We start from the raw sequence: 23,015 nt of genomic DNA on the forward strand, positions 1-23,015 counted from the left end.
CCACTATGACGACCACCTCGCCCGCGACCAACGACACCGCGACCGAGCGCAGCCTCCCCGTCGTCCCGCACTGGATCGACGGCGGCGAGTACCCGTCGCGCAGCGGGCGCACCGCGCCCGTGTTCGACCCGGCGCTCGGGGTCGAGACGAAGCGGGTCGCGCTCGCCGATGGCGACGACATCGCGGCGGCCGTCGCGTCCGCCACGGCTGCGTTCCCGGCGTGGGCCGAGACGTCGCTTGCCAAGCGGCAGGGGATCCTGTTCAAGTTCCGGGAGCTGCTCGACGCGCGCAAGGGGGAGCTCGCGGAGATCATCACGTCCGAGCACGGGAAGGTGCTGTCGGATGCGCTCGGGGAGATCAGCCGGGGGCAGGAGGTCGTGGAGTTCGCCACCGGGATCGCGCACCACCTGAAGGGGGAGTACTCCGAGCAGGTGTCCACCGGGGTCGACGTGTACTCGATCCGGCAGCCGCTCGGGGTGGTGGCGGTCATCTCGCCGTTCAACTTTCCGGCGATGGTGCCCGCGTGGTTCTTCCCGATCGCCATCGCGACCGGCAACACCGTCGTGCTGAAGCCGAGTGAGAAGGATCCGTCGGCGGCGCTGTGGCTGGCGGCGCTGTGGAAGGAGGCCGGCCTCCCGGACGGGGTGTTCACGGTGCTCAACGGCGACAAGGAGGCGGTCGACGGCCTCCTCACCCACCCCGATGTCGCTGCGGTGAGCTTCGTCGGCTCGACGCCGATCGCTCGCTACGTGTACGAGACCGGAACCGCGCACGGCAAGCGGGTGCAGGCGCTCGGCGGGGCGAAGAACCACATGCTCGTCCTGCCCGACGCCGACCTCGACCTGACCGCCGACAGTGCGATCAACGCGGGATTCGGGTCGGCGGGGGAGCGGTGCATGGCGATCTCCGTCGTCGTCGCGGTCGAGCCCGTGGCGGACGAGCTCGTTGCGAAGATCCGGGAGCGGATGGCCGGGCTGCGGGTCGGCGACGGGCGGAGCGCGTGCGACATCGGGCCGCTGGTCACCGGGCAGCACCGCGATCGCGTCGCCTCATACATCGACGTCGCGGCGGAGGACGGGGCGACCGTCGTGGTCGACGGGCGCGACGTGAACCCCGACGGGGATGCGAACGGATTCTGGCTGGGGCCGACGCTGCTCGACCGGGTGCCCACCACCTCCCGCGCCTACACCGAGGAGATCTTCGGGCCGGTGCTGTCGGTCGTGCGCGTCGGGTCGTACGAGGAGGGCGTCGCGCTCATCAACGCCGGCGCGTTCGGCAACGGCACGGCGATCTTCACCAACGACGGCGGGGCGGCGCGGCGGTTCCAGCGGGAGGTGCAGGTCGGGATGATCGGGGTCAATGTGCCGATCCCGGTGCCGGTCGCGACGTTCTCGTTCGGCGGGTGGAAGGACTCGCTGTTCGGTGACACCAAGGCGCACGGTGCCGAGGGCGTGCGGTTCTACACGCAGCTCAAGGCGATCACGAGCCGGTGGCTCGACCCGTCGCACGGCGGGATCGAGCTGGGGTTCCCGCAGAACCGGTGACCGCGCGGCGGCGCGGGCGGGCCGGTGCGGAATGTGCCGGCCTGAGCTGCGTCAGCCCCGCGCCCGCGCGGCCAGGCCGCGGATGAAGTCGGCGACTTCCTCCGGGTTCCGCTCCGCCATGAAGTGGCCCGACGTGCTCGGCTGGTAGGTGAGGTCGTCCGACCAGGCTCCCCAGATCGCGGTCGGGTCGAAGCCGAGCTGCGCGCCCCAGTCCTGCGAGAGGACGCCGAGCGGCATCGCGAGGGCGCGGCCGGCCTCCCGGTCGGCGCGGTCCAGGTCGAGGTCGACGCCGGCGGTGGCGCGGAAGTCGGCCACGATCGAGGGCACGGCGGCGACGGAGCTGTCGATGTAGTGGCTTCGCACGTCCGGCGTGAAGGTGGTCCCGTCGGTGTCCCACGCGTCGAGGAACGAGGCGAAGAAGTCGTCGGCGACCGCGGCGATCATCCGCTCGGGGAGGCCGGCGGGCTGGGCCATGAGGTAGAGGTGCCAGGCGACCTTCGCATCCACGCCGTGGAGCACGCCCCAGGTGTCGAGGGTCGGGAGCACGTCGAGGATGCCGAGGTACGCCACCGCCTCCGGGTGGTCGAGGGCGGCGCGCACTCCGACGAGGGCACCGCGGTCGTGGCCGATCAGGCCGAAGCGCTCGTGGCCGAGGGCGCGGGCGACCTCGACGACGTCGGTGCCCATGGTGCGCTTGGAATAGGTGTCAGGGCCGTCCTCGGCGGGCTTGCCGCTGGCGCCGTAGCCGCGGAGGTCGGGGGCGATCACGGTGTGCTCGGCGGCGAGCTGCGTGGCGACGGCGTGCCACATGTAGTGCGTCTGCGGGAAGCCGTGGAGGAGCACGACAGCGGGGCCGGAGCCGCCGACGGCCACGTTGATCGGGACGCCGTCGGCGCCGGGGAGGGTGCGGTAGTCGAAGCCGGGGATGGTGGGCATGGAGGTCTCCTTCAAGAGGGGAAGCGGGCGTGGGGTGGGTGGGGGTGGAAGTCGGAGCCGGGGCGATGGTGGTGCGGCGATGACCGGTGCAGGTTCGCGGTCGCAGGCGGCAGTGCCGCAGCGCTCAGCCGGCGTCCGCCTCCGGGTGGCCGGAGAAGATGCCCGCGGGGAGGGCGCTGCCGTCGGGTCGGGAGGCGGTGGCGCGGAGGGCGGGGATGAGGACGGTGTCGACCAGGGCCTCCACGTAGTCGTCGGTGGTGGCCAGGCCGTTGAGGCGGCGGAGGAGGAGGACGGTGCCGGTGACCTCCTCGAAGGGGAAGGGGTCGACGCCGTCGGGCAGCTCGCCGCGGCGGACGGCGGCGGCGATGACGGCGGCGGGGAGGCGGGCGCCGGTGGGGCCGACGGACTGCTCGATCGCCTCGCCGAGCTCGGGCTCCTCGAAGCCGGCCTGCAGCAGGGCGAGGGCGGTGTGGCCGTCGGTCGAGCGCATGGTCGTCAGGAGGCGGTGGCAGAGGGCGAGCAGGTCGCCGCGGAGCGAGCCGGTGTCGATGGCGTCGGCGCCGTCGCGGCGGGCCGGGCCCGACTTGAGGGCGGCGACGACCATCTCGCGCTTCGTCTTCCAGCGGCGGTAGAGCGTCGGCTTGGACGCTCCGGCGCGGCGGGCGACCTCCTCGAAGGTCACGCCCTCGTAGCCGCGCTCGGTCAGGAGCTCGTTGACGACCTCCAGGATGCGCGCCTCGCGGGAGTCGTCGCGCGGACGACCGGCGGGACGAGAGGCGGCGGCGGGATCAGATGGATACGACACGTTCCGTATCGTAACACGGAAGCCGACTACGGCATCGGCTCACCCAGCGGAACCGTCGTGAAGGGGCCGCCGATCGGGCCGGTCGGCTCCGGCCGCGAGAACGAGCGGCCGTCGCGGGCGAGCGCCTCCTCCGCGTCGTCCTGCGGGTGGAAGCCGATCGCCGCGCCCTCGCCCAGCGGGAACCACCCGGACCGGTTGGCCGAGACGCCCCACACGATCGAGTGGCCCGGGCGGTCGAGGGCGGCCACCGCCTCCACGAGTCGGGTGGCATCGTCCGCCGAGAACCAGCTGGCGGCGGCGAGGTCGCCGTCGGGCACCATCTCGCCGAACGCGCAGATGCGCGCCGAGACGACCGTCATGCCGAAGCGGTCGGCGTAGAGGCTGCCGAGCGACTCCATCACGGCCTTCGTCACGCCGTAGTAGCCGTCGGGCCGCGGGAGCAGCGGCTCGCCGCGGCCGATCGCCTCCCCGGTCTCGAAGCCGACGGCGTGGATGGAGCTGGCGAGCAGCACCCGCCGCACCCCGGCCGCCTGGGCCGCCTCGAGCACCGCACGGGTGCCATCGATGTTGAGCGAGAGGAGCTCGGCCCACTCCTCCTCGGCCGGATGCCCGGCCAGGTGCACCACGAGGTCCGCTCCCGCGAAGGCCTCCGTCATCGCGGACACGTCGAGAATCGAGCCGCTCAGCTGCTCCCAGTCGGCGCCCTCCACGGGCTCGGTGTCGATCGCGCGGACGGCATGGCCGTCGGCGACCAGCCGGGGAGCGAGGGCGTGTCCGATGCGGCCGCTGCCGCCGGTGATCGCGATGAGGGCCATGAGACTCCTGTCGGTGGGTGCTCCATCAGTACACCCGTGGGAAGGAGCGGCCCACGGCTAGGAGCCGGACGACTCCCCGCCCGACGACTCCCCGCCCGACGACTCCCCGCCCGACGACTCCAGCGCGCTGCGCACGAGCAGGTCGCGCATGACCGCGAACGCCTCGTCGGGGTCGCGCTTCTGGATCGCCGTGGCGACGGCCGTGTGGAGGTTCAGCGCCGAGGGGTGCGGGTGCTCCGGGCCGAGGCCGTGGGCGAGCCAGCCGGTGAGGATCTCGCTGACCAGCGACTCCAGCTGGCGGAACATCGGGTTGCCCGAGCACTTCAGCACGAGCGAGTGGAACTGCACGTCGAGCTCGAGGAAGGCCCCCCGGTCGCCCTCCTCGCTCGCCGCCCACATGCGGCTCGCGATGGAGACGAGATCGGCGGCATCCTGCGCGCCGGCGCGCGTGGCGGCGAGGCGGGCCGCCTCCGGCTCGACCGCGATGCGCAGCTCGGCGAGGGCGTCGATCTGCTCGGCGCGGTCGGGCGACTGCATGCGCCAGCGGATGACCCGCGGGTCGAAGAGGTTCCACTCCTCGGCGGGCAGCACCACGACACCGACGCGGCGGCGGGAGATGACGAGGCGCATGGCCTCCAGCACCCGGATGGTCTCACGGCCGACCGAGCGCGAGACCTCGTAGCGGCGCTCGATCTCCTCGAGGGTGATCACCGAGCCGGCGGCCAGCCTCCCGGCGCAGATGTCCGCTCCGAGCTGGTCGAGCACCTGACCGTGCAGCCCGGGGAGGGACTGCTGGTAGTGCGCGGTGCGCGGCATCGTGCTCGACATGATCGGGAACCTATCACTCGGGGACATCGCCCGGCCGCTCAGCGCAGGCCCGCGCGCTCGTACGCCTTGGCGGGGAGCTGCGTGGCGAGCTTGCCGCCGCTGACGTCGACGAGCGTGCCGGTGATGTACCGCGAGGCGTCGCTCGCCAGGAAGAGGAGGAGGTCGGCGACCTCGGCCGCATCGCCCCAGCGGCGCAGGGTGAGGGTGTCGAGGAGGCGGTCCTGCGCCTCCTGCGGCATCTCGGCGAAGCCGTTCATGCCGGTGGGGATCATGCCGGGCGCGTAGGCGTTGACCGTCACGTCCCACGGGCCGAGCTCGCCGGCGAGGACCCGCGTGAACTGCACGACAGCCGCCTTGGAGGCGGCGTAGGCGGCGCTGCCGACGCTCGGGACGATCGCCGCGAAGGAGGCCGCGTTGATGATGCGGCCGTGCTCGCTGCGCTTGAGATAGGGGATGGAGGCCTGGCAGACGCGGAAGACGCCGGTGACGTTCACGTCGAGGCAGTGCGAGAAGGCGGTGTCGCTGAGCTCCTCCACCGGGCCGTCGACGTTGATGCCCGCGTTGTTGACGACGACGTCGATGCCGCCGAACTGCTCGGCGACCTCGGCGAGGGCGGCTACGACGGTGGCCGAGTCGGTGACATCGACGGCGAACGCGCCGGCCCGGCGGCCCTCGGCGGTGGCGGCGTCGGCGAACTCCCGGACGCCGTCGAGCACCACATCGAGGGCGGCGACGGTCGCGCCCGCCTCGCTGAACCGCTCCGCGATCGTGCGGCCGATGCCGCGTCCGGCTCCCGTGACGACGACCACGCGGTCGCTGAGTCCCCACTCCATTGCTGTTCCTCCTCGGATCTTTATGCATACTATTACAGCGAAGTTCGGCTTTTAACATGCTTTTTTACGAGGAGGCTCAGCGATGAGCGAGACGCCGGTCATCTGGATCACGGGCGGGGGCAGCGGCATGGGCCGCGCGTCCGCCGTCGAAGCGGCGAAGGCCGGCTGGCGCGTCGCCGTCAGCGGCCGCCGGGCGGAGGCGGTGGAGGCGACGTGCGCCGCCGTGCGCGAGGCCGGGGGAGAGGCGCTCGCCGTGCCGGTCGACGTCACCGACGCGGCAGCGCTGCGCGACGCGCACGCCACCATCGTGGAGGAGTGGGCGCCGGTGACGGGCCTCGTGCTCGCGGCCGGTCTCAACGCGCCACGCCGGGCGTGGGCGGATCAGTCGGCGGACGAGTTCGCCGCGATCGTCGACACGAACCTCACCAGCGTCGCTCGCGTGATCGACCTGGTGCTCCCGGGGATGCGGGAGGCACGCGCGGGGAACATCGTCGTCGTCTCGTCCCGATCGGCCTGGCGCTTCTCGCCCGGCGCCGGGGTGGCCTACATGTCGAGCAAGAGCGCGCTGGGGATGCTCGTCGCCTCCCTCAACGATCAGGAGAACCGCAACGGCGTGAAGGCGTGCCACCTGTGCCCGGGGGACGTGGACACCGAGTTCCTCGGCCTGCGCCCGAACGTGCCGGATGCGACCCAGCGCGCGTCGATGCTGAGCGCGAGCGACATCGCCCGCTCGGTACGTTTCGTGCTCGACAGCCCGCACCACGTGCGCATCGACGAGCTGGTGATCACGCCTCTCGGGCAGAACTGATCTGCTGTTTTCGAACATCCACTCATAAAAGGCATACGTAATCACGTTTACGCGTGTTATCGTATCCTCGCGCTCCCGCCCCCGACGATGCGGCCGGAGCGTACGCGACCGGGCGAACGGACTCCCGGCGCGGTTCCTGACGGCGGCTCGCAGGAGAGCCGTCCACAGCGGAAGGAAACCCATGTCCCTCATTCGCCGCTCCGCCGCGCTCGTCGCGGCCGCTGTCGCGGTCTCCCTGGCACTCGCCGGCTGCGCCGGCGGTTCGTCCGCCGGTGGGGGCTCGGCCTCCGGCCCCAGCGAGGACGAGATCGCGAAGGCGATGTCGACCGAGACGACCATCGACTTCTGGTCGTGGGTGCCCGACATCCAGAACGAGATCGACCTGTTCGAGAAGAAGTACCCGAAGATCACGGTCAACCTGCAGAACCAGGGCGGCGCGACCGCGCAGTACCAGAAGCTCCGCGCGGCCATCAAGTCCGGCGACGTGCCCGATGTCGCCCAGATCGAGTACTCGTTCCTGCCGTCGTTCACGATCACCAAGAGCGTGCTCGACCTCGGCCAGTACGGCTACGGCGACCTGAAGGACGACTACTCCGCCAGCGCCTGGGGACAGGTCACCTCCGGCGACTCCGTCTGGGGCCTCCCGCAGGACCTGGGGCCGACCGGCTTCCTCTACCGCACCGACCTGCTCGAGAAGGCGGGCGTGCAGCCGCCGAAGACGTGGGACGAGTTCGCCGCCGCCTCCAAGACGGTCAAGGAGAAGACGGGCGCCTACCTCACCGACCTGCCGGGCAACTCCTTCTCGCCGCTCCTCGCGCTGCTCTGGCAGGCCGGAGCGAAGCCGTTCGGGTACGACGGCGACAAGACGGTGACCATCGACTTCGACAGCCCCGAGGTGAAGAAGGTCGTCGGCTACTGGAACGACCTCATCAAGCAGGACCTCGTCGCCACCGAGCCGCAGCTCGACGACAACTGGTACCAGCGCATGTCGCGCGGCGAGTACGCCAGCTGGAACGCCGCCGCCTGGGGCCCGGTCTTCCTGCAGGGCACGGCCGCCAACACGGCCGGCCAGTGGCGCGCCACCCAGCTCCCGCAGTGGGACGCCGACAAGCCGGCCTCCGGCAACCAGGGCGGCTCCGCCGACGTCGTGCTCGCCAAGAGCAAGCACCCGATCGTGGCCGCCGAGTTCGTCAAGTTCCTGAACCACGACGAGTCGTCGACCACCAAGCTCGCGACCGAGCAGTTCCTCTTCCCGTCGCTCGTCGCGACGCAGCAGGACGCCGCGTTCCGCGACCAGAAGCTCGACTTCTACGGCGGCCAGGCGGTCAACGACGTGTTCGTCGACATCGCCGACACCGTGCCGTCGGACTGGCAGTGGCTGCCGTTCAACGACTTCGCCAGCTCCAGCTTCAAGGAGACGCTGGGCGCGACCATCACCGAGCGCGGCGACCTCTTCGCCGGCCTGGACGAGTGGAAGAGCCAGCTCGTCGACTACGCGAAGCAGCAGGGCTTCACCGTCAAGTAGCACCCGGGGGTGGAGGCGTCGCCCGGCGGCGCGCCTCCACCCTCCCCGGCCCCACCCGGAATGGATCACCGATGACCACGCTCACCGCCCCCCGCACCGCAGCGGACGAACCGACCCGCCCGCGGCGCACGCGCCGCAGCTCGGCGGACACCCGCCGCAAGCATCGCGCCGCCTACATCCTCCTCGCGCCGTTCCTCGTCGTGTTCATCGCGATGCTGGTCGTGCCGCTCTTCTACGCGGGCTATCTCAGCCTGTTCAAGGTGCAGCTGATCGGCGGTGACGCGTTCGTCGGCTTCGAGAACTACGCCAGGGCGCTCGCCGACCCGCGGTTCCTCGAGGGTGTGGGGAGGATGTCGCTCTTCCTCGTCGTGCAGGTGCCGATCATGCTCGGCCTGGCGCTGATCTTCGCGCTGGCGCTGGACAGCGGGCGTGTGCGCGGCGGCAAGTTCGCGCGGCTCGCGATCTTCATCCCGTATGCGGTGCCCGGCGTCGTGACGACGCTGATGTGGGGCTACCTCTACGGCCGCAACTTCGGACCGATCGCGCAGTTCTTCGAGGCCATCGGGATGGGCGCCCCCAACCTCCTGGCGCCCGACACCATCCTCGGCTCGATCATGAACATCGTCACCTGGCAGTACATCGGCTACAACATGGTGATCATGTACTCGGCGCTGCGCGCCATCCCGCAGGAGTTGTACGAGGCGGCGCGCATCGACGGCGCCGGGCAGTTCCGCATCGCCTGGAGCATCAAGATCCCCGCCATCCGCTCGGCGATCATGCTGACCGTCATCTTCTCGATCATCGGCAGCTTCCAGCTGTTCAGCGAGCCGAAGCTGCTGTTCGAGATCGCGCCGAACGCGATCGGCACCTCGTTCTCGCCGAACCTCTACGCGTACAACCTCGCGTTCACCAACCAGGACATGAACTACGCCGCGGCCATCGCCTTCCTGCTCGGCTTCGTGATCATGATCGTCTCGTACGTGGTCCAGCTCAGCACGGCCCGCCGCGAGAAGAAGGGAGCGCGGCGATGACCGCGACCGCCGTCCGTCCCAGTGCGCCGGAGCGCCCGGCCGCCGCCCCGCGCCGCCGCAGCCGTACCCGCGGGCTCCCGCCGGGGGAGCGCCGCAGCAGCCTCCTGACGGTGCTGATCTGGCTGGCCGCCGCCTACTTCGTGCTGCCGCTGATCTGGCTGCTGATCGCCTCCACCAAGGACAACACCGGGCTGTTCACCAGCTTCGGCTTCGGGCTCGCGGGCGAGTTCCACCTGTGGGACAACCTGGTCACGCTGTTCACGCAGCGCGGCGGGGTGTTCGCCCTGTGGGGCTGGAACACCATCCTCTACTCGGTGGTCAGCGGGGTCGGCGCTGCCGCGCTGTCGACCGCGGCCGGGTACGCGTTCGCCAAGTACGACTTCCCGGGCAAGAAGTTCTGGTTCGCCGTCGTGCTCGGCGCGATCATGGTGCCGACGACGGCGCTCGCCATCCCGACGTACCTGCTGTTCTCGGGCGCCGGGCTGACCAACTCGATCTGGGCGATCATCCTGCCCTCGCTGGTGAGCCCGTTCGGCGTCTTCCTGATGCGGGTCTTCGCCGAGGAGGCCATCCCCGACAGCCTGCTGGAGGCCGCGCGCATCGACGGCGCGGGGGAGCTGCGCATCTTCGCCCAGATCGGCGTGCGACTGCTCGGACCGGGCATCGTGACCGTGCTGCTCTTCGCCCTGGTCGCGACCTGGAACAACTACTTCCTGCCGCTGATCATGCTGACCGACCCCTCCCTCTTCCCGCTCACCGTCGGTCTCGCGCAGCTGCAGGCGGCGAGCGAGGCGGGTGGAGGTGCGACCGCGCAGTTCTCGACCGTCATCACGGGGTCGCTGGTCTCGATCGTGCCGCTCGTGATCGCCTTCCTGTACCTCCAGCGCTACTGGCAGTCCGGACTGTCGACGGGGAGCGTCAAGGAGTAGACCACCGCCTCCCGCCCCCGCACGCATCACCAGCCACGACTTCGTTGAGGACGACGCCATGACCTCCCCTGCCTTCACCCCTGCCCTCCCTGCGGTGCTGCCGACCGACTCGGCCGCGCGGTTCGACACCTCTTATCTGACCGACTTCCTGCCGCGCCGCGGCACGCTGGCGCCGCGAGCCTGGGCGCGGTCGGACGCGCCCGAGCTCAGCCTGAACGGCCAGTGGGCCTTCCGCTACGCGGAGCGGGCGGACCTGCCGACCGACTTCGCGGAGGCGGCCTACGACGACGGCGACTGGGGCAGCATCCCGGTGCCGGCGCACTGGCAGCTCAACGGGCACGGCGAGCCGGCGTACACGAACCGGCGGTTCCCCTTCCCCGTCGATCCGCCGCACATCCCGCACGAGAACCCCACCGGCGACTACCGGCGCAGCTTCGAGGTGCCCCCCGACTGGGATGTCGAGCGGATGCTGCTGCGCTTCGACGGCATCGACTCGGTCGGCCGTGTGTGGCTGAACGGGGTCGAGCTGGGGATCACGAGCGGCAGCCGGCTGGCGAGCGAGTTCGACGTCACGGAGATCGTCCGCCGCGACGCTCCGAACGTGATCGCCGTGCGCGTGCACCAGTGGTCCTCCGCCACCTACCTGGAGGACCAGGACATGTGGTGGTTGTCCGGCATCTTCCGCGACGTGACCCTCCTCGGCCGGCCGGCCGGCGCCATCCACGACCACTGGGTGCACGCCGACTACGACCACGTCGAAGGCGCCGGGGTGCTGCGGGTGGAGGCGGACGTACCGGCCCGCATCACCATCCCCGCTCTCGGCATCGACGCCGCGGTCGGCCAGACCGTCCGCATCCCTGGCGTGCGGCCCTGGTCCGCCGAGGACCCGTGGCTGTACGACGGCGAGCTGGCGAGCGCGGGCGAGCGGATCGCGCTGCGCATCGGCTTCCGCACGGTCGCGATCGTCGGCGACGAGTTCCGCGTGAACGGCGTGCGCACGCTCATGCGCGGCGTCAACCGGCACGACATCGACGCCGACACCGGGCGGGTCGTGACGGAGGAGCGGATGCGGCACGACATCCTCCTCATGAAGCAGCACAACATCAACGCCGTGCGCACCAGCCACTACCCGCCGCAGGCGCGCTTCCTCGAGCTGTGCGACGAGCTCGGGCTCTGGGTGATCGACGAGTGCGACCTCGAGACGCACGGCTTCTACCCGGTCGACTGGTTCCACGAGCTGGCCGGGAACCCGGCCAAGGACCCGCGCTGGCGCGACGCCCTGGTCGACCGCATGCAGCGGCTGGTCGAGCGCGACAAGAACCGCCCCTCCGTGATCATGTGGTCGCTCGGCAACGAGTGCGGCGAGGGCGAGAACCTCGGCGCCATGGCGGAGTGGGCGCACGACCGCGACCCCTCCCGCCCGCTGCACTACGAGCGCGACTGGTCGGCGCAGTACGTCGACGTCTACAGCCGGATGTACACGACCCAGGCCGACCTCGAGCTGATCGGGCGCGGCGAGGAGGAGCCGTGGCCGGACGCCGCGCTCGACGCCTCCCGCCGCGGCAAGCCCTTCGTGCTGTGCGAGTACGCGCACTCGATGGGCAACGGACCCGGCGGGCTCGCCGACTACCAGGCGGTCTTCGAGAAGCACCCCCGGCTGGCTGGTGGCTTCGTGTGGGAGCTGTTCGATCACGGTCTGCGCAGCCGCACCGAGGACGGCCGCGAGTTCTTCGCCTATGGCGGTGACTTCGGCGAGGCGGTGCACGACTCCAACTTCATCGCCGACGGGCTGGCCTTCTCGGACGGGACGCCCGGACCCGGACTGCTGGAGCTGAAGGCGGTCTACGCGCCGGTCGTCCTGACCGTCGACGCTCACGAGCTGACCGTCGAGAGCCGGTACGACCACGGCGACACGTCGGGGCTCGCCTTCACGGCCCGTGTCGAGCTGGACGGGGTGGAGCTCGCCCGGGCGTCCGTGGACGTTCCTCCCGTCGCACCGCGATCGCGGATGACCACGACGCTGCCGGAGCTGCCGCTGCCGGAGGGCGCCGTGCTCACGGTGTCGGCGGTGCTGGCGGCCGACACCTCCTGGGCGGACGCCGGGCACGAGGTGGCCTGGGCCCAGCACGAGGCCGCCCGGCCCGCGCCGCGACCGGTCGCCGGCGCTCCCGTGCGGCGCGGCGACCGCATCCTCTCCGTCGGCCCTGCGCGGCTGCGTGAGCGCGACGGCGCCCTGATCGCCCTGGGCGGCCTGGAGGTGACGGCCTTCGGGCCCGACATGTGGCGCGCGGTCATCGACAACGATCGGCCCTTCTCGTGGGCGCCGAAGGAGCCGCGCTGGCGGCAGATCGGCCTGCACCTCCCGCACTTCCGCGTCGACGACGTGGCGGTGGGGGAGGCGGAGGTCGTCACGACCGGGCACCTCGGCTTCCCGGGCAGCGACCTCGGCTACCGCATCGAGCAGCGCTGGACGGGCGCGGACGACGCGGTCACCCTCCGGATCACCGCCGACCCGATCGGGGCCTGGGACATCGAGCTGCCGCGTTTCGGCCTCCGGCTCGCCCTGCCGGGAACGCTGGACCGCGTGGAGTGGGACGGCCTCGGGCCGGGCGAGGCGTACGCGGACTCCCGCTCCGCCGTGCGGCTGGGCCGATGGTCGGCGAGTGTCGCCGAGCTGCAGACGCCGTACGCGTACCCGCAGGAGAACGGCAACCGGACCGGCGTCCGACGGCTCCTGCTCTCCGGCGACGGGGACGCATTGGAGGTGCTGGGCCATTCCGAGGTCGACGCCACCGTGCGGCCGTGGAGCACGGAGGCGCTCGACGCGGCGGCGCACCCGACCGATCTCGTTGCCGACGGGTTGACCTGGCTCAACCTCGACGCCGGTCAGAACGGCCTCGGTTCCGCCTCCTGCGGGCCGCAGGCGCTGCCGTCGAGCCGGCTGCTGGCCGGGCGCTTCGACTACGCGGTGACGTTCCGGGTGACGGCAGGATGACGAGGTAGGGGTTAAGACGGCGTGCCCTTGACTGGGGGCACTATTCATCTCGCTTGTTTGTGCAAACGCATATAAAAATCAAGGGAGAGGAATTCTCGCCGGACCCGAACGGCGAGCCGCCACCCGAACCGCGCCTTCCCGACCTCGGCGCGGAGGCGGACACCGATTCCTCTGCGTTCGCGAGGAACACCCCGTGCTCACCCGACTCCGCGTCGCTTTTTCGCGCGCCCGCGGCCGCCATGTCGCGCGCCGATCCACCCTCCACGCTCCGGCCGGCATCGCCGCCACGCTCGCGCTCGCCCTCGTCGGCGCGCTCGCGATCGGTGCGCCGGCGCAGGGTGCCGACTCGCTCGGCTCCGGCGTGCTGAACCTGTCGAAGTCCGCCTCGCTGAGCCAGGTGCAGCCGGGGCAGCAGGTGCTCTACACGCTCAGCTTCGGCTGCTCGTCGACCACGACGGGCTGCGTGGGCGCGACCATCACCGACCCGGTGCCGGCGCCGCTCACCATCACCGGATCGCCGACCGTCATCGGCGGCGGTTCCACCGTGACGGTCACGGGCAACACGCTGAAGGTCGTCTTCACCGACCCGGTCCCGAACACGACGCCGGCGAGCACGGGACTCGCCGCCGGAGCGACCGGGACCATCCAGGTGGTGGCGCAGCTGCCGTCCGGCACGCCGAAGTCGGCCGACGGGCAGGTGCTCACCAACACGGCGACGTTCACGGCGACCAATGCGACCACCGTGCAGGCGGCCGCGCCGGTGACCGTGAAGGTGCCGGATGTGATCCAGGCGACGGCGGGCAAGACCTGGGCTCCGACCTCCACCCAGTTCAGCCCGGGCGAGGCGTCGACGGTCACGCTCACGGGCGCGAGCGCGGCCAACATCGCGGCGACCTCCCTCACCATCGCCGAGCCGGCCGATCCGGCGGCTGCGGGAGGCCCGTTCGACTTCTACGACTTCTCCTCCTTCGGGTCCGTGTCGCTGCCGCAGGGCGCCGACCAGGTGCAGGTGATCGCCTTCACCGCCGGCGGATCGGTCGATGGTCCGGTCGGCGCGACGCCGACCCTCCCGGCTTCGGTCACGCCGGAGCAGGTCACCGGACTGCGGATCGTGTTCAGCTCCTCGAGCGGTGCGACGATCGCGGCGGGCGCCTCCGGGTCGGTCCAGGTGAAGCTCGCCCAGCGCTCCGCCAACCGCACGACGGGCGCGTCGCTCGCCGCGGGCGGCAAGCGCTCGAACGCGGTCACCGCCGTCATCAGCACGCCGAACGGCGACGCCACGTCGCCGCAGGCCGCCGCCACGCAGGACATCGCGCCGCTGACGATCAGCGTCGCGGCGAGCAAGTCGTTCACCTCGCAGCAGCTGCCGGCGGGGGAGTCCACCACGGCGACGCTGGTCGCGCGCAACACCTCGACGGGCGCGGTCACCTCGCTGACGGTGAAGGAGCCGGGCACCGGAACCTTCTTCACGTCGGAGGTCGGCTTCGGCGGGTTCACGTCGGGCACGGTCTGGCCCGCGGGCGCCACAGGAGCGACCGTCTCGTGGACGGTCAACACGGGTGACGCTCCCGCCGACACCGTGCTCGCGCAGGGCGCCGGCTTCCCGGGGGCCCCCGGGCTCGATCCCGGTCAGTACATCACCGGCTTCCAGGTCGTCTTCACCGGTGCGATCGCGAGCGGCGCCAGCGCCACGCTGCCCTTCACGGTGAGCACCACGACGGCGGCGGGCCCGTCGGGCGCCGGGTTCACCTCCTACCCCAACTCCGTGACGGTGACGGGGACGAACGCGGCCGGCACGGCACAGAACACCGCCACCGCGAACCTCGACGTCTACTTCCCGAAGGTGCTCGTCTCGCTCGCCAAGACGATCAAGCCGACCCAGGTCATCCCCGGCGGCACGACGCTCGTGGAGCTCTCGGCGCAGACGCCGACCGGCACGAGCTCGGTGCGCCCCTCCAGCATCGTCATCACCGAGCCGGAGAACCCGGCCGCGTCGGCGTACTGGAACGCCTTCGACGCGACCGCCATCGCGCCGACGTCGGTCCCGCTGGGCTCGAAGCTCGTCATCCGCTACACGACGAACGGCACCGACTGGTCGGCGCTGACCACGGTGGACGCGACCTCGGCAGCGCAGACGTACTTCAAGAACCTCGACGACCTCCTGCCGGCCGGCGTCACGCACGCCGACGTCGTCGGCCTGCGGTTCGAGTTCACGGACGCCGCCGGCTTCGGCCAGGCGACGAACCTGAAGCCCGCGATCTCGTTCACGGCGCGCTCGACCCTGCGCGACCGCTCCGGCCCGACCAACCCCGGCACGCCGCCGGCGCTCACCAGCTACCGGAACGACGCCGTCGCGACGGCGACCGGATCGATCGCGGGCGGCCCGACGATCACCAGCGACCCGGCCACGGGCACCGCCACCGTCCAGCTGCGCGCGACCGCGAGCGACGGCTCGGGCGGGATCGGCGCCGACGCGATCACCGCGGCGAAGGCCTGGAACGGCAACCCGATCCTGCAGGCGCAGTCGGGCGTCACCACGCCGGTCACGCTCGATTGGGGCGTCCAGGTCGGCGGGGCGAAGACCATGACGATCCAGGACGGCGGCGACGTGCCGCTCTCCGCCAGCGCCTTCCAGGCGTTCGACCTGGCGAGCATCGACCCCATCACCCCGACGCAGACCGGCGGCGCCACCTGGGATCCGCTGATCCGCTGGGATGCGGTGTCGAAGGTCGAGCTCTACGACGGCAGCACCTGGAACGACATCACCAGCAAGGTCTGCACGACGGCCAAGCCGTGCGACGGCGCGTTCCCCGGCTACACCCTCAGCACGGCCGAGCGGGCCTCCACCCAGGGCGTCCGGCTGACCGTGGTGGAGAGCCCGAATCGCGAGAAGAGCATCCAGCAGACCGCCGACCCGATGGCTCCGGCGGTGGGCAGCGGAGTGGCGAGCGCGTCGGCCGGCGCCTACCCGGGCTCCGACCCGAACGGTCGCACCGTGCGCCTCAACCTGACGCTGCGGAACAGCATCCGCGGCGCAGCGACGGACTGGGTGACCGCCGACCGCATCTACAACACCCCCGACAAGGGCGTGGTGTCGAACGCGCTCCGGGTCACGGCGACGCCGTTCACCGGCACGGGAGCCTCGCTCGACGTGAACGCCTCGGTCACGATGATCAACCCGACCTTCCAGACCAAGGTCACGAAGTCGGCGAACCCGACCTCGCTGGTCATCCCGCAGCCGGACATCCCGCAGTCCCAGTACCCGACGACGGTGTACACGACGAGCGTCACCAACACCTCCACCAGCAAGACCTGGCAGCTGCGCCTCGACGACCCGGTGAAGTGCGTCAACGCGACCACCACCGACCCGTGCGTGTTCCCGGCGTACGACCCGGCGACGAACCCGTTCGACGCCGTGACGCTGACGAAGATCGCGATCACCAACGCGGCGGGTGCGGAGACCTCGCAGAGCGCGGTGTCGCTCCTGCACCGGGCGGCGGACGGCACGCTCACCACCGAGACCGTGGCGGTCTCGGTGGCGACCGGCCGGTCCGCGGCGCAGCTCGCCGACGTGGTCGGCGTGAGCCTGCTCGTGCGCGGCACGAACGCGGGAGGCACGACGGGCACGGGAGGCACCATCGCCTCCCAGCAGAAGGCGACCATGACGCTCACCACGCAGCTGCGGCAGCTCAGCCGCGCCGCCGGTGTCGCGCCGACGCCGGGCAGCCTCACGAACACCGCGTACGGCACCCTGCACGACGACGTCTATCCGACGGCCCAGGCGGCCGACCAGCAGGGCGCGACGGTGACGCTGGCGAGCGGCAACCTGACGGTCGCCACGACCAAGGCGTTCAGCCCGGCGAGCACCGTCCAGGCCAACCCGCAGGACCCGATCGCGGTCAACCTCATGGCGCGCGCGACCGGCACCATCGAGCCGAAGACGCTGGTGATCGAGGACTCGACCCCGACCTTCTGGAACGCCTTCACGTTGTCCGGCATCTCACTGCTGGCGATGCCCACCGGCGCCGACCGCATCACGGTGGACGCGCGCACGGGCACCGGCTCCGCCGCCGCCTGGCAGGCAGGCACGCCGGCGACGACAGCGGCCCTGCCCGCCGGGGTGACGGCCGCCGATGTGACCGGCCTGCGCTTCACCTTCACCAAGGCGAACGGCCTCAGCTTCGCCGCGACCGACGCCGCCGACAACGTGCGGATCAACGTCAGCCTGCGCAAGCAGCTGCGCGACGGCTCCGGCCCGGTGCGGTCGACGGAGGCGGGCGTGATGCCGGGTGAGACGGTCGCGGGCACCGTGACGAACACCTCGACGGCCGGCGCCTCGTACAACGACATCGTCGCCGCGCCGGTCTCAGCGACAAGGGCCTTCACCGTGCTGCCCGGTACGGCGACCATGGCGGTCGAGAAGACGAGCCCCGGGATGGCGGCCTCCGGCAAGGAGGTCAACTGGACCCTCCGGTTCAAGAACACCGGGACCGGCGCCCTTCCGAACCCGGTGGTGACGGACGCGCTGCCCGCCGACGGCTCCCTGCTGTTCGTGCCGACCAACGTGCCGATCTACTCGACCTCGACCGGGGGCACCCTGCCGGTCGACGCGGCGAAGATCACCCGGACGTTCGACGCAGCGACGGGCACGATCCGTTTCTCCTGGCCGGCCGGCTCGCAGCTCGCACCGAACGAGACGTACGCGATCACCATCTCGCTGCAGATCAAGCCCGGCCTGGCGCCGTCCACCGTCGCGACCAACCGGTTCGGGGTGACGAACGACCGCACGTTGACCGCGTGCACGGCGCTGAACTCCGGCAACGGGCGCGCGGTGTCCCTTGCGGCCAACGTCTGCTCGACCTCCAACGTCGTGACGACCCTCTCGCAGGGCTCGTTCACGGCCTCGAAGGGCGTGCGCTCCGACAGCGGCACCGCGCAGAACGTCAGCGACGCGAGCGTGCCCTGCACCGCCGACACCGACGGCTTCTACCGCTACCCGTGCGCAGCGGTCAGCACGGTCGGCGGCACGGACCACTGGAAGCTGGAGATGACCAACGGCGGCAACGTCGCGGCCTCCGGCCTCACCGCGGTCGACGTCTTCCCGTACCCGGGTGACGTGGGCGTGGTCGACCCGTCCGCCCGCGGCTCGGTGTTCACGCCGCGCTTCAACGGCGACGTGCAGTTCCAGACGGCCGGCGGCATCACCGGCACGCGGATGGACTGGTACGTCACCACCGACGCCAAGCCCTGCACGAAGGAGCTGACCCCCGGCGCGGGCACCTGCCCGGCGGGCACCTGGCTGCCGTCCTCCGCGCTCGGCACGACTGTCGACGCCGCAGCGGTGACCGGCGTGAAGCTCGTGTTCGACTTCAGCGGCGCGCCCGGCGCGGTCCTGCCCGCGGGAGGCTCGCTCAAGGTCACGTACTCGACCACCAACATCCCGACGACCGCGGCAGGCGACAACCGTGCTCCGGTCAGCGCGCCCGTCACCGGTGTGCGGGCGTGGGACTCCTTCGGCTTCTACCCGAAGTACGTGTCCGGGTCGCAGCCGGCGGGTCCCCAGGAGCCGATCAAGGCCGGCGTCATCTTGACGGGCGGCCCGCTGCAGATCACCAAGACCGTGACGGGCGCAGCGGCGGGATACGCGCCCAAGAGCTTCGCCGCGAACGTGTCGTGCACGATCGACGGGGTCGTGGTCGACCTGGGCGGCGCCTCCACCGTCACGCTGAGCGACGCGAACGGGTACACCGCCCGCGTCGAGGGCATCCCGGTCGGCGCCGCGTGCGCGGTGACCGAGCAGGGGGCGGCCGGCAGCTACGGCGAGTCGAGCCGTGCCGTGAACCCGGCGAGCGTCACGATCGCGTCGGCGGCCGGCGCCGGGCAGCCGGTGCCTGCCGGCCAGAGCGTCGCGATCACCAACGACTACGCGCTCACCTCGCTCACCGTCGCCAAGCACGTCGACACGGCGGCGACGGGAGGCTCGTTCGGGCCGTTCTCGTTCACCCTGGCGTGCACGTCGGCACTCGGCACGAGCATCCCGCTCGCCGCCGGAGACGCGGCCTTCACGCTGGCGGACGGTGAGAACCGCACGATCGCCGACCTGCCGGTGGGCGCCTCCTGCGTCGTCACCGAGACGGACAGCGACGGCGCGGCGACCGCTCCGAACCACGTCGGCATCGCCTTCGACGGCGCTGCGGAGACGGTGGGCGACTCCGCGACCGTGACCCTGACCGCGGCATCCGGCCGCGCGAGCGGCGCGGTGGCCAACGAGGTCCTCGTCACCAATCACTACGCGGCAGGAACCCTGTCGATCGCGAAGACGGTCGACGGCGACGCCGGGTCGACGTACGGCGGCGGCACGTACACCGTGCACGTCGAGTGCGTGTACGCGGGCGACCAGAAGCTGTTCACCGGCGACCTGACCATCGAGGGCGGCGAGACGGTGCCCGTGCCGGGCGTCTTCCCGGCCGGCACCGAGTGCTCGGTCGTCGAGACGGCGACGGGCGGCGCGACGCAGACCACGATCGACACCCCGACGGTGAACATCCCCGGCTCGCTCGACGGATCGGTGCCGAACGTGACGGTCAACGTGACCAACACCTTCTCGTCCGGCTCGGTCGTGGTGGAGAAGAAGCGCGACGGCGACGGCGTGGCGACCTACGGTGACGGTCCCTTCACCGCCCAGCTCACCTGCACCTGGGAGCGCGACGGCGACACGTGGACGATCCCGCTTCCGGATGCCGGACGGGTCGTGCTCGACGCGGCCAACGGTTACACCGCCACGGTGACCGGCCTGATCCAGGGCGCGCACTGCGACACCGCGGAGACGGCGACGGGAGGCGCGACCGCGGTCGTCATCGCCCCGGCCGCAGGCGTCACCGTGCCGGCGGGCACTCCGGCGACCGTGACGGTGACGAACACCTTCGACACCGGCTCGCTGCGGATCGTCAAGAAGCGCGTCGGCGATGGCGTCGCGGACTTCGGCGCAGGGCCTTTCACCATGGCGGTCGTCTGCACGTACGACGTCGACGGCGTGACCACGCCCATCGACCTCGGCGCGGATGCGACGCTCGTCCTGTCGGACCGGAACGGGTACACCGCGACCATCGACGACCTGATCGCCGGGGCGTCGTGCGCGGTGACCGAGACGGACGCCGGGCTCGCGAGCGCGACCTCCATGGACCCCGCCGACGGCGTCATCGCGATCGCCGCGGGCGAGACCGCGACCGTGACGGTGACCAACACCTTCGCGGTGGGCCACCTGAGCATCTCGAAGAGCGCGGACCGGCCGACGGCGTCGGTGGGCGACACCATCGTGTACACGATCGTCGTCACCAACGACGGCGGGCTCGACGCGAAGGACGTCGTCGTGACCGACCACCTGCCGAAGGGCCTGAAGGTCGTCTCGACGTCGCCGAAGGCGAAGGCCGGCACGGGCACGCTCGACTGGACCATCCAGGCCCTCGCGATCGGCGCCACGGCGGTGTTCACGGTGACCACCGTCCTGGAGGCGCCGCTCGACACCGTCAACCGCGCCAGCGTGACGACCCCGCGGGGAGCCTGGAAGACCTCCACGGCCGCCGGCACCTGCGGCGAGGCCGGCTTCAGCTGCGCGCTCGTCACGGACCCGCCGAAGCCGGACAACGGCGGCAACGGCGGCAACGGCGGCGCCGGCAACGGCGGTTCGGGAGGCTCGGCTGCGGGCGGCCCGGCGGGCGGCGGGCTCGCGAGCACCGGCTCCGACGTGCTGAACGGCATCCTCTGGGCGCTCGGCCTGGTGGCCGCGGGCCTGGCGGCGGTCGCCGGCGGCCTGTTGCGACGCCGCTCGCGGAGGGCCTGACCCGGCTCGGGAGCGCGCGCGGGCGTCAGACCAGATCGAGTTCGACGCCCGCGTCGCGCGCGCCGTCGAGCGTGCGCGCGTCGGCGCCTCCGCTCGTGATCAGCACGTCGATGTCCGAGATCGCTCCGTAGCGCCACAGCGCCACCGTGCCGAGCTTGCTGCGGTCGGCCAGCAGCACGGTGGTGCTGGCGACCGAGAGGGTCTCGCGCTTGAAGTCGGCCTCCGCCTGGTCGGGCGTGGTCAGCCCGTGCTCGAGCGAGAGGCCGTTGGTGCCGAGGAAGGCGACGTCGACGTTGATCTCGCGCAGGCTCCGGATCGCGAAGCTGTCGACCTCGCCGAGCGTGAGCGGCCGCACCCGTCCGCCGAGCGTGATCACCGTCAGCTCGGCATGCTGCGCCAGGGTCGTCGCGACCGGCAAGGAGTTGGTGAAGACCGTGAGCGCCGGGTGCGGGGCCAGATGCTCGGCGAGCAGCTGAGCCGTCGATCCCGACTCGATGAAGATCGCGCCCGACTCGGGGATTCGAGCGGCCGCCGAGGTGGCGATCGCCAGCTTCTCGGTGGTGAAGGAGGTGCGCTCCGACACCTGCGTCTCGATCAGCGTGCGGTCGAGCGGCAATGCGCCGCCGTGTACGCGTCGCACATGGCCGGAGGCCTGCAGGGCGTTGAGATCCTGCCGGATGGTCTCGGTGCTCACGCCGAACCGCTCGGCGAGGGCCGTCACATCGGCCCGGCCGTTCTCGCGGGTGAGGCGGACGATCTCGTACCGGCGCTCGTCGGCGTAGATGCGATCGTCCGTCACGGCTTCGCCCCCTTGTGTTTGCTTGCGTTCCCGCTCGAAGCCCAACCCTAGCGGACGTAACGATTGTGTTTCCAGGTCTTGTGTATCTGCGTTTACCTGTGTTTTGCTTTGTTTCACTTCGAATGCAAAGGCGGGGTTATGAACTACGAGGTTGTGGTCGTCGGCCTGGGAGCGGCGGGCAGCGGGGCGCTCTGGGCCCTCGCCCGTCGCGGCGTGCGGGTCGCGGGCATCGAGCAGTACGGCATCGGGCACGGCAACGGCTCGTCGCACGGCCGGTCGCGGCTGTTCCGCGGCGGAGCGTCGGAGGGTGCGGCCTACGTCGACCTGGCCGCCCGCTCTCTCGAGATCTGGCGCGACCTGGAGCAGACGTCGGGTCGCGAGATCGTGACCCTGGTCGGCGGCGTCACCATCGCCGAGCCCGAGTCGGAGCTGTTCCGCGACACGGTCGCGGCCCTCCGCTCACGCGATCTGCCGCACGAGCTCTTCGACGCCGACGGGCTGCGCGCCCGCTACCCGCAGCACCGAGTGCGCGACACGGACGCCGGCGTGCTCGACCCGGCGACCGGCGTCGTGCGCCCCGAGCTGGCGATCACGACCGCGGTCGAGGCAGCGCAGGCCGCCGGCGCCGAGGTCCTGACCGGCCGCCGCGTCGTCGCGATCGAGGAGGAGGGCGACCACCAGCGTGTCGTGCTCGACGACGGCACCAGCGTCGTCGCCGGCCGCGTGATCGTCGCCGCAGGAGCATGGAACACGAGCGTGCTCGCGGAGGCTCCGCGCGAGTTCACCGTGCGCCGCGCAGTGCTCAGCTGGTTCCTGCCGAAGCCGGGCCATGAGGCCGACTTCCTGCCCAACCGGTTCCCGGTCTTCACCCGCGAGGACGAGACCCTCCGCGGCTGGGGCGCGCCGACGATCGACGAGTTCGGCGTGAAGGTCGGCCTCCACGACCAGGACGGCTACACGATCGACGACCCCTACGCCAACCGCCCCGAGGTGGAGGCGTGGGAGGTCGAGCGCGTCCAGCAGTTCGTCGCGCGCCAGTTCCCCGACCTCGTGCCCGTCGCGACCAACACCCGCGGCTGCATGATCACGCTCACCCCCGACGAGGACTTCTCGATCGGGGAGCTCGACTCCCGCCCCGGCGTCGTCCTTCTGGCGGCCTGCTCCGGACACGGCTTCAAGCACTCGGCCGCCGTCGGCGAGCTCGGCGCTCAGCTGGCGCTGGGGGAGGAGGCATCGCTCGATCTGGCGATGTTCGACCCGCACCGATTCCGCACCACCACCGGCACCACCCTCACCCGATGAACCCTCATCCGATCAAGGAGAGCAG

14 protein-coding genes are annotated in these 23,015 nt (G+C 71.4%); 8 read left to right on the plus strand and 6 right to left on the minus strand.

The annotated features are described in order from the left end of the window. The first annotated feature begins 5 nt into the window (after positions 1-5). Entirely contained in the window at positions 6-1,544 is a 1,539-nt protein-coding gene (locus P5G50_RS03555; RefSeq protein ID WP_301211739.1) for a CoA-acylating methylmalonate-semialdehyde dehydrogenase, read from the plus strand. A 51-nt stretch (positions 1,545-1,595) separates the two neighbouring features. Here P5G50_RS03555 and P5G50_RS03560 read toward each other — a convergent pair whose 3' ends face one another. From P5G50_RS03560 to P5G50_RS03580, 5 genes are all read right to left on the minus strand, one after another. Then, entirely contained in the window at positions 1,596-2,480 is an 885-nt protein-coding gene (locus P5G50_RS03560) for an alpha/beta fold hydrolase (RefSeq protein ID WP_301211740.1), read from the minus strand. Between the two features lie 124 nt (positions 2,481-2,604). Further along, positions 2,605-3,285 (minus strand): TetR/AcrR family transcriptional regulator, encoded by a 681-nt coding sequence (locus P5G50_RS03565; protein WP_301211741.1) that lies wholly within the window; start codon positions 3,283-3,285, stop codon positions 2,605-2,607. A gap of 26 nt (positions 3,286-3,311) precedes the next feature. Continuing rightward, the gene (locus P5G50_RS03570) at positions 3,312-4,100 is read right to left on the minus strand and encodes an NAD-dependent epimerase/dehydratase family protein (protein WP_301211742.1); all 789 of its coding nucleotides are present in this window, start codon (positions 4,098-4,100) and stop codon (positions 3,312-3,314) included. Between the two features lie 57 nt (positions 4,101-4,157). Beyond that, on the minus strand, positions 4,158-4,928 hold the full coding sequence (locus P5G50_RS03575; RefSeq protein WP_301211743.1) for a FadR/GntR family transcriptional regulator: 771 nt from the start codon (positions 4,926-4,928) through the stop codon (positions 4,158-4,160). A 38-nt stretch (positions 4,929-4,966) separates the two neighbouring features. After that, entirely contained in the window at positions 4,967-5,761 is a 795-nt protein-coding gene (locus P5G50_RS03580; RefSeq protein WP_301211744.1) for an SDR family NAD(P)-dependent oxidoreductase, read from the minus strand. 82 nt (positions 5,762-5,843) lie between these two features. Here P5G50_RS03580 and P5G50_RS03585 point away from each other — a divergent pair, with 82 nt between their 5' ends. The 6 genes from P5G50_RS03585 to P5G50_RS03610 all read left to right on the plus strand — a co-directional run bounded on the left by P5G50_RS03585 (position 5,844) and on the right by P5G50_RS03610 (position 20,889). Continuing rightward, a complete protein-coding gene (locus tag P5G50_RS03585) occupies positions 5,844-6,569 on the plus strand; it encodes an SDR family oxidoreductase (RefSeq protein ID WP_301211745.1) in 726 nt (241 codons plus the stop codon). A gap of 181 nt (positions 6,570-6,750) precedes the next feature. Then, positions 6,751-8,094 (plus strand): ABC transporter substrate-binding protein, encoded by a 1,344-nt coding sequence (locus P5G50_RS03590; RefSeq protein ID WP_301211746.1) that lies wholly within the window; start codon positions 6,751-6,753, stop codon positions 8,092-8,094. A gap of 71 nt (positions 8,095-8,165) precedes the next feature. Continuing rightward, positions 8,166-9,125, plus strand: coding sequence for a carbohydrate ABC transporter permease (locus P5G50_RS03595; RefSeq protein WP_301211747.1), 960 nt, complete (start codon positions 8,166-8,168; stop codon positions 9,123-9,125). Next, positions 9,122-10,054, plus strand: coding sequence for a carbohydrate ABC transporter permease (locus tag P5G50_RS03600; RefSeq protein WP_301211748.1), 933 nt, complete (start codon positions 9,122-9,124; stop codon positions 10,052-10,054). Before P5G50_RS03595 ends, P5G50_RS03600 begins: the two co-directional genes overlap by 4 nt. 58 nt (positions 10,055-10,112) lie before the next feature. After that, on the plus strand, positions 10,113-13,049 hold the full coding sequence (locus P5G50_RS03605; RefSeq protein ID WP_301211749.1) for a glycoside hydrolase family 2 TIM barrel-domain containing protein: 2,937 nt from the start codon (positions 10,113-10,115) through the stop codon (positions 13,047-13,049). A gap of 193 nt (positions 13,050-13,242) precedes the next feature. Next, the gene (locus P5G50_RS03610) at positions 13,243-20,889 is read left to right on the plus strand and encodes a DUF5979 domain-containing protein (RefSeq protein WP_301211750.1); all 7,647 of its coding nucleotides are present in this window, start codon (positions 13,243-13,245) and stop codon (positions 20,887-20,889) included. Positions 20,890-20,914: 25 nt separating this feature from the next. Here the strand turns inward: P5G50_RS03610 and P5G50_RS03615 are convergent, their stop codons facing one another. Then, positions 20,915-21,688 (minus strand): DeoR/GlpR family DNA-binding transcription regulator, encoded by a 774-nt coding sequence (locus tag P5G50_RS03615; protein ID WP_301211751.1) that lies wholly within the window; start codon positions 21,686-21,688, stop codon positions 20,915-20,917. A gap of 138 nt (positions 21,689-21,826) precedes the next feature. On the opposite strand from P5G50_RS03615, the gene solA reads away from it, so the two are divergent. After that, positions 21,827-22,990, plus strand: coding sequence for an N-methyl-L-tryptophan oxidase (solA, locus tag P5G50_RS03620; protein ID WP_301211752.1), 1,164 nt, complete (start codon positions 21,827-21,829; stop codon positions 22,988-22,990). The last annotated feature ends 25 nt before the right edge of the window (positions 22,991-23,015 follow it).

It is taken from the genome of Leifsonia williamsii, assembly GCF_030433685.1.
GTDB classification, from domain to species: Bacteria; Actinomycetota; Actinomycetes; order Actinomycetales; family Microbacteriaceae; genus Leifsonia; species Leifsonia williamsii.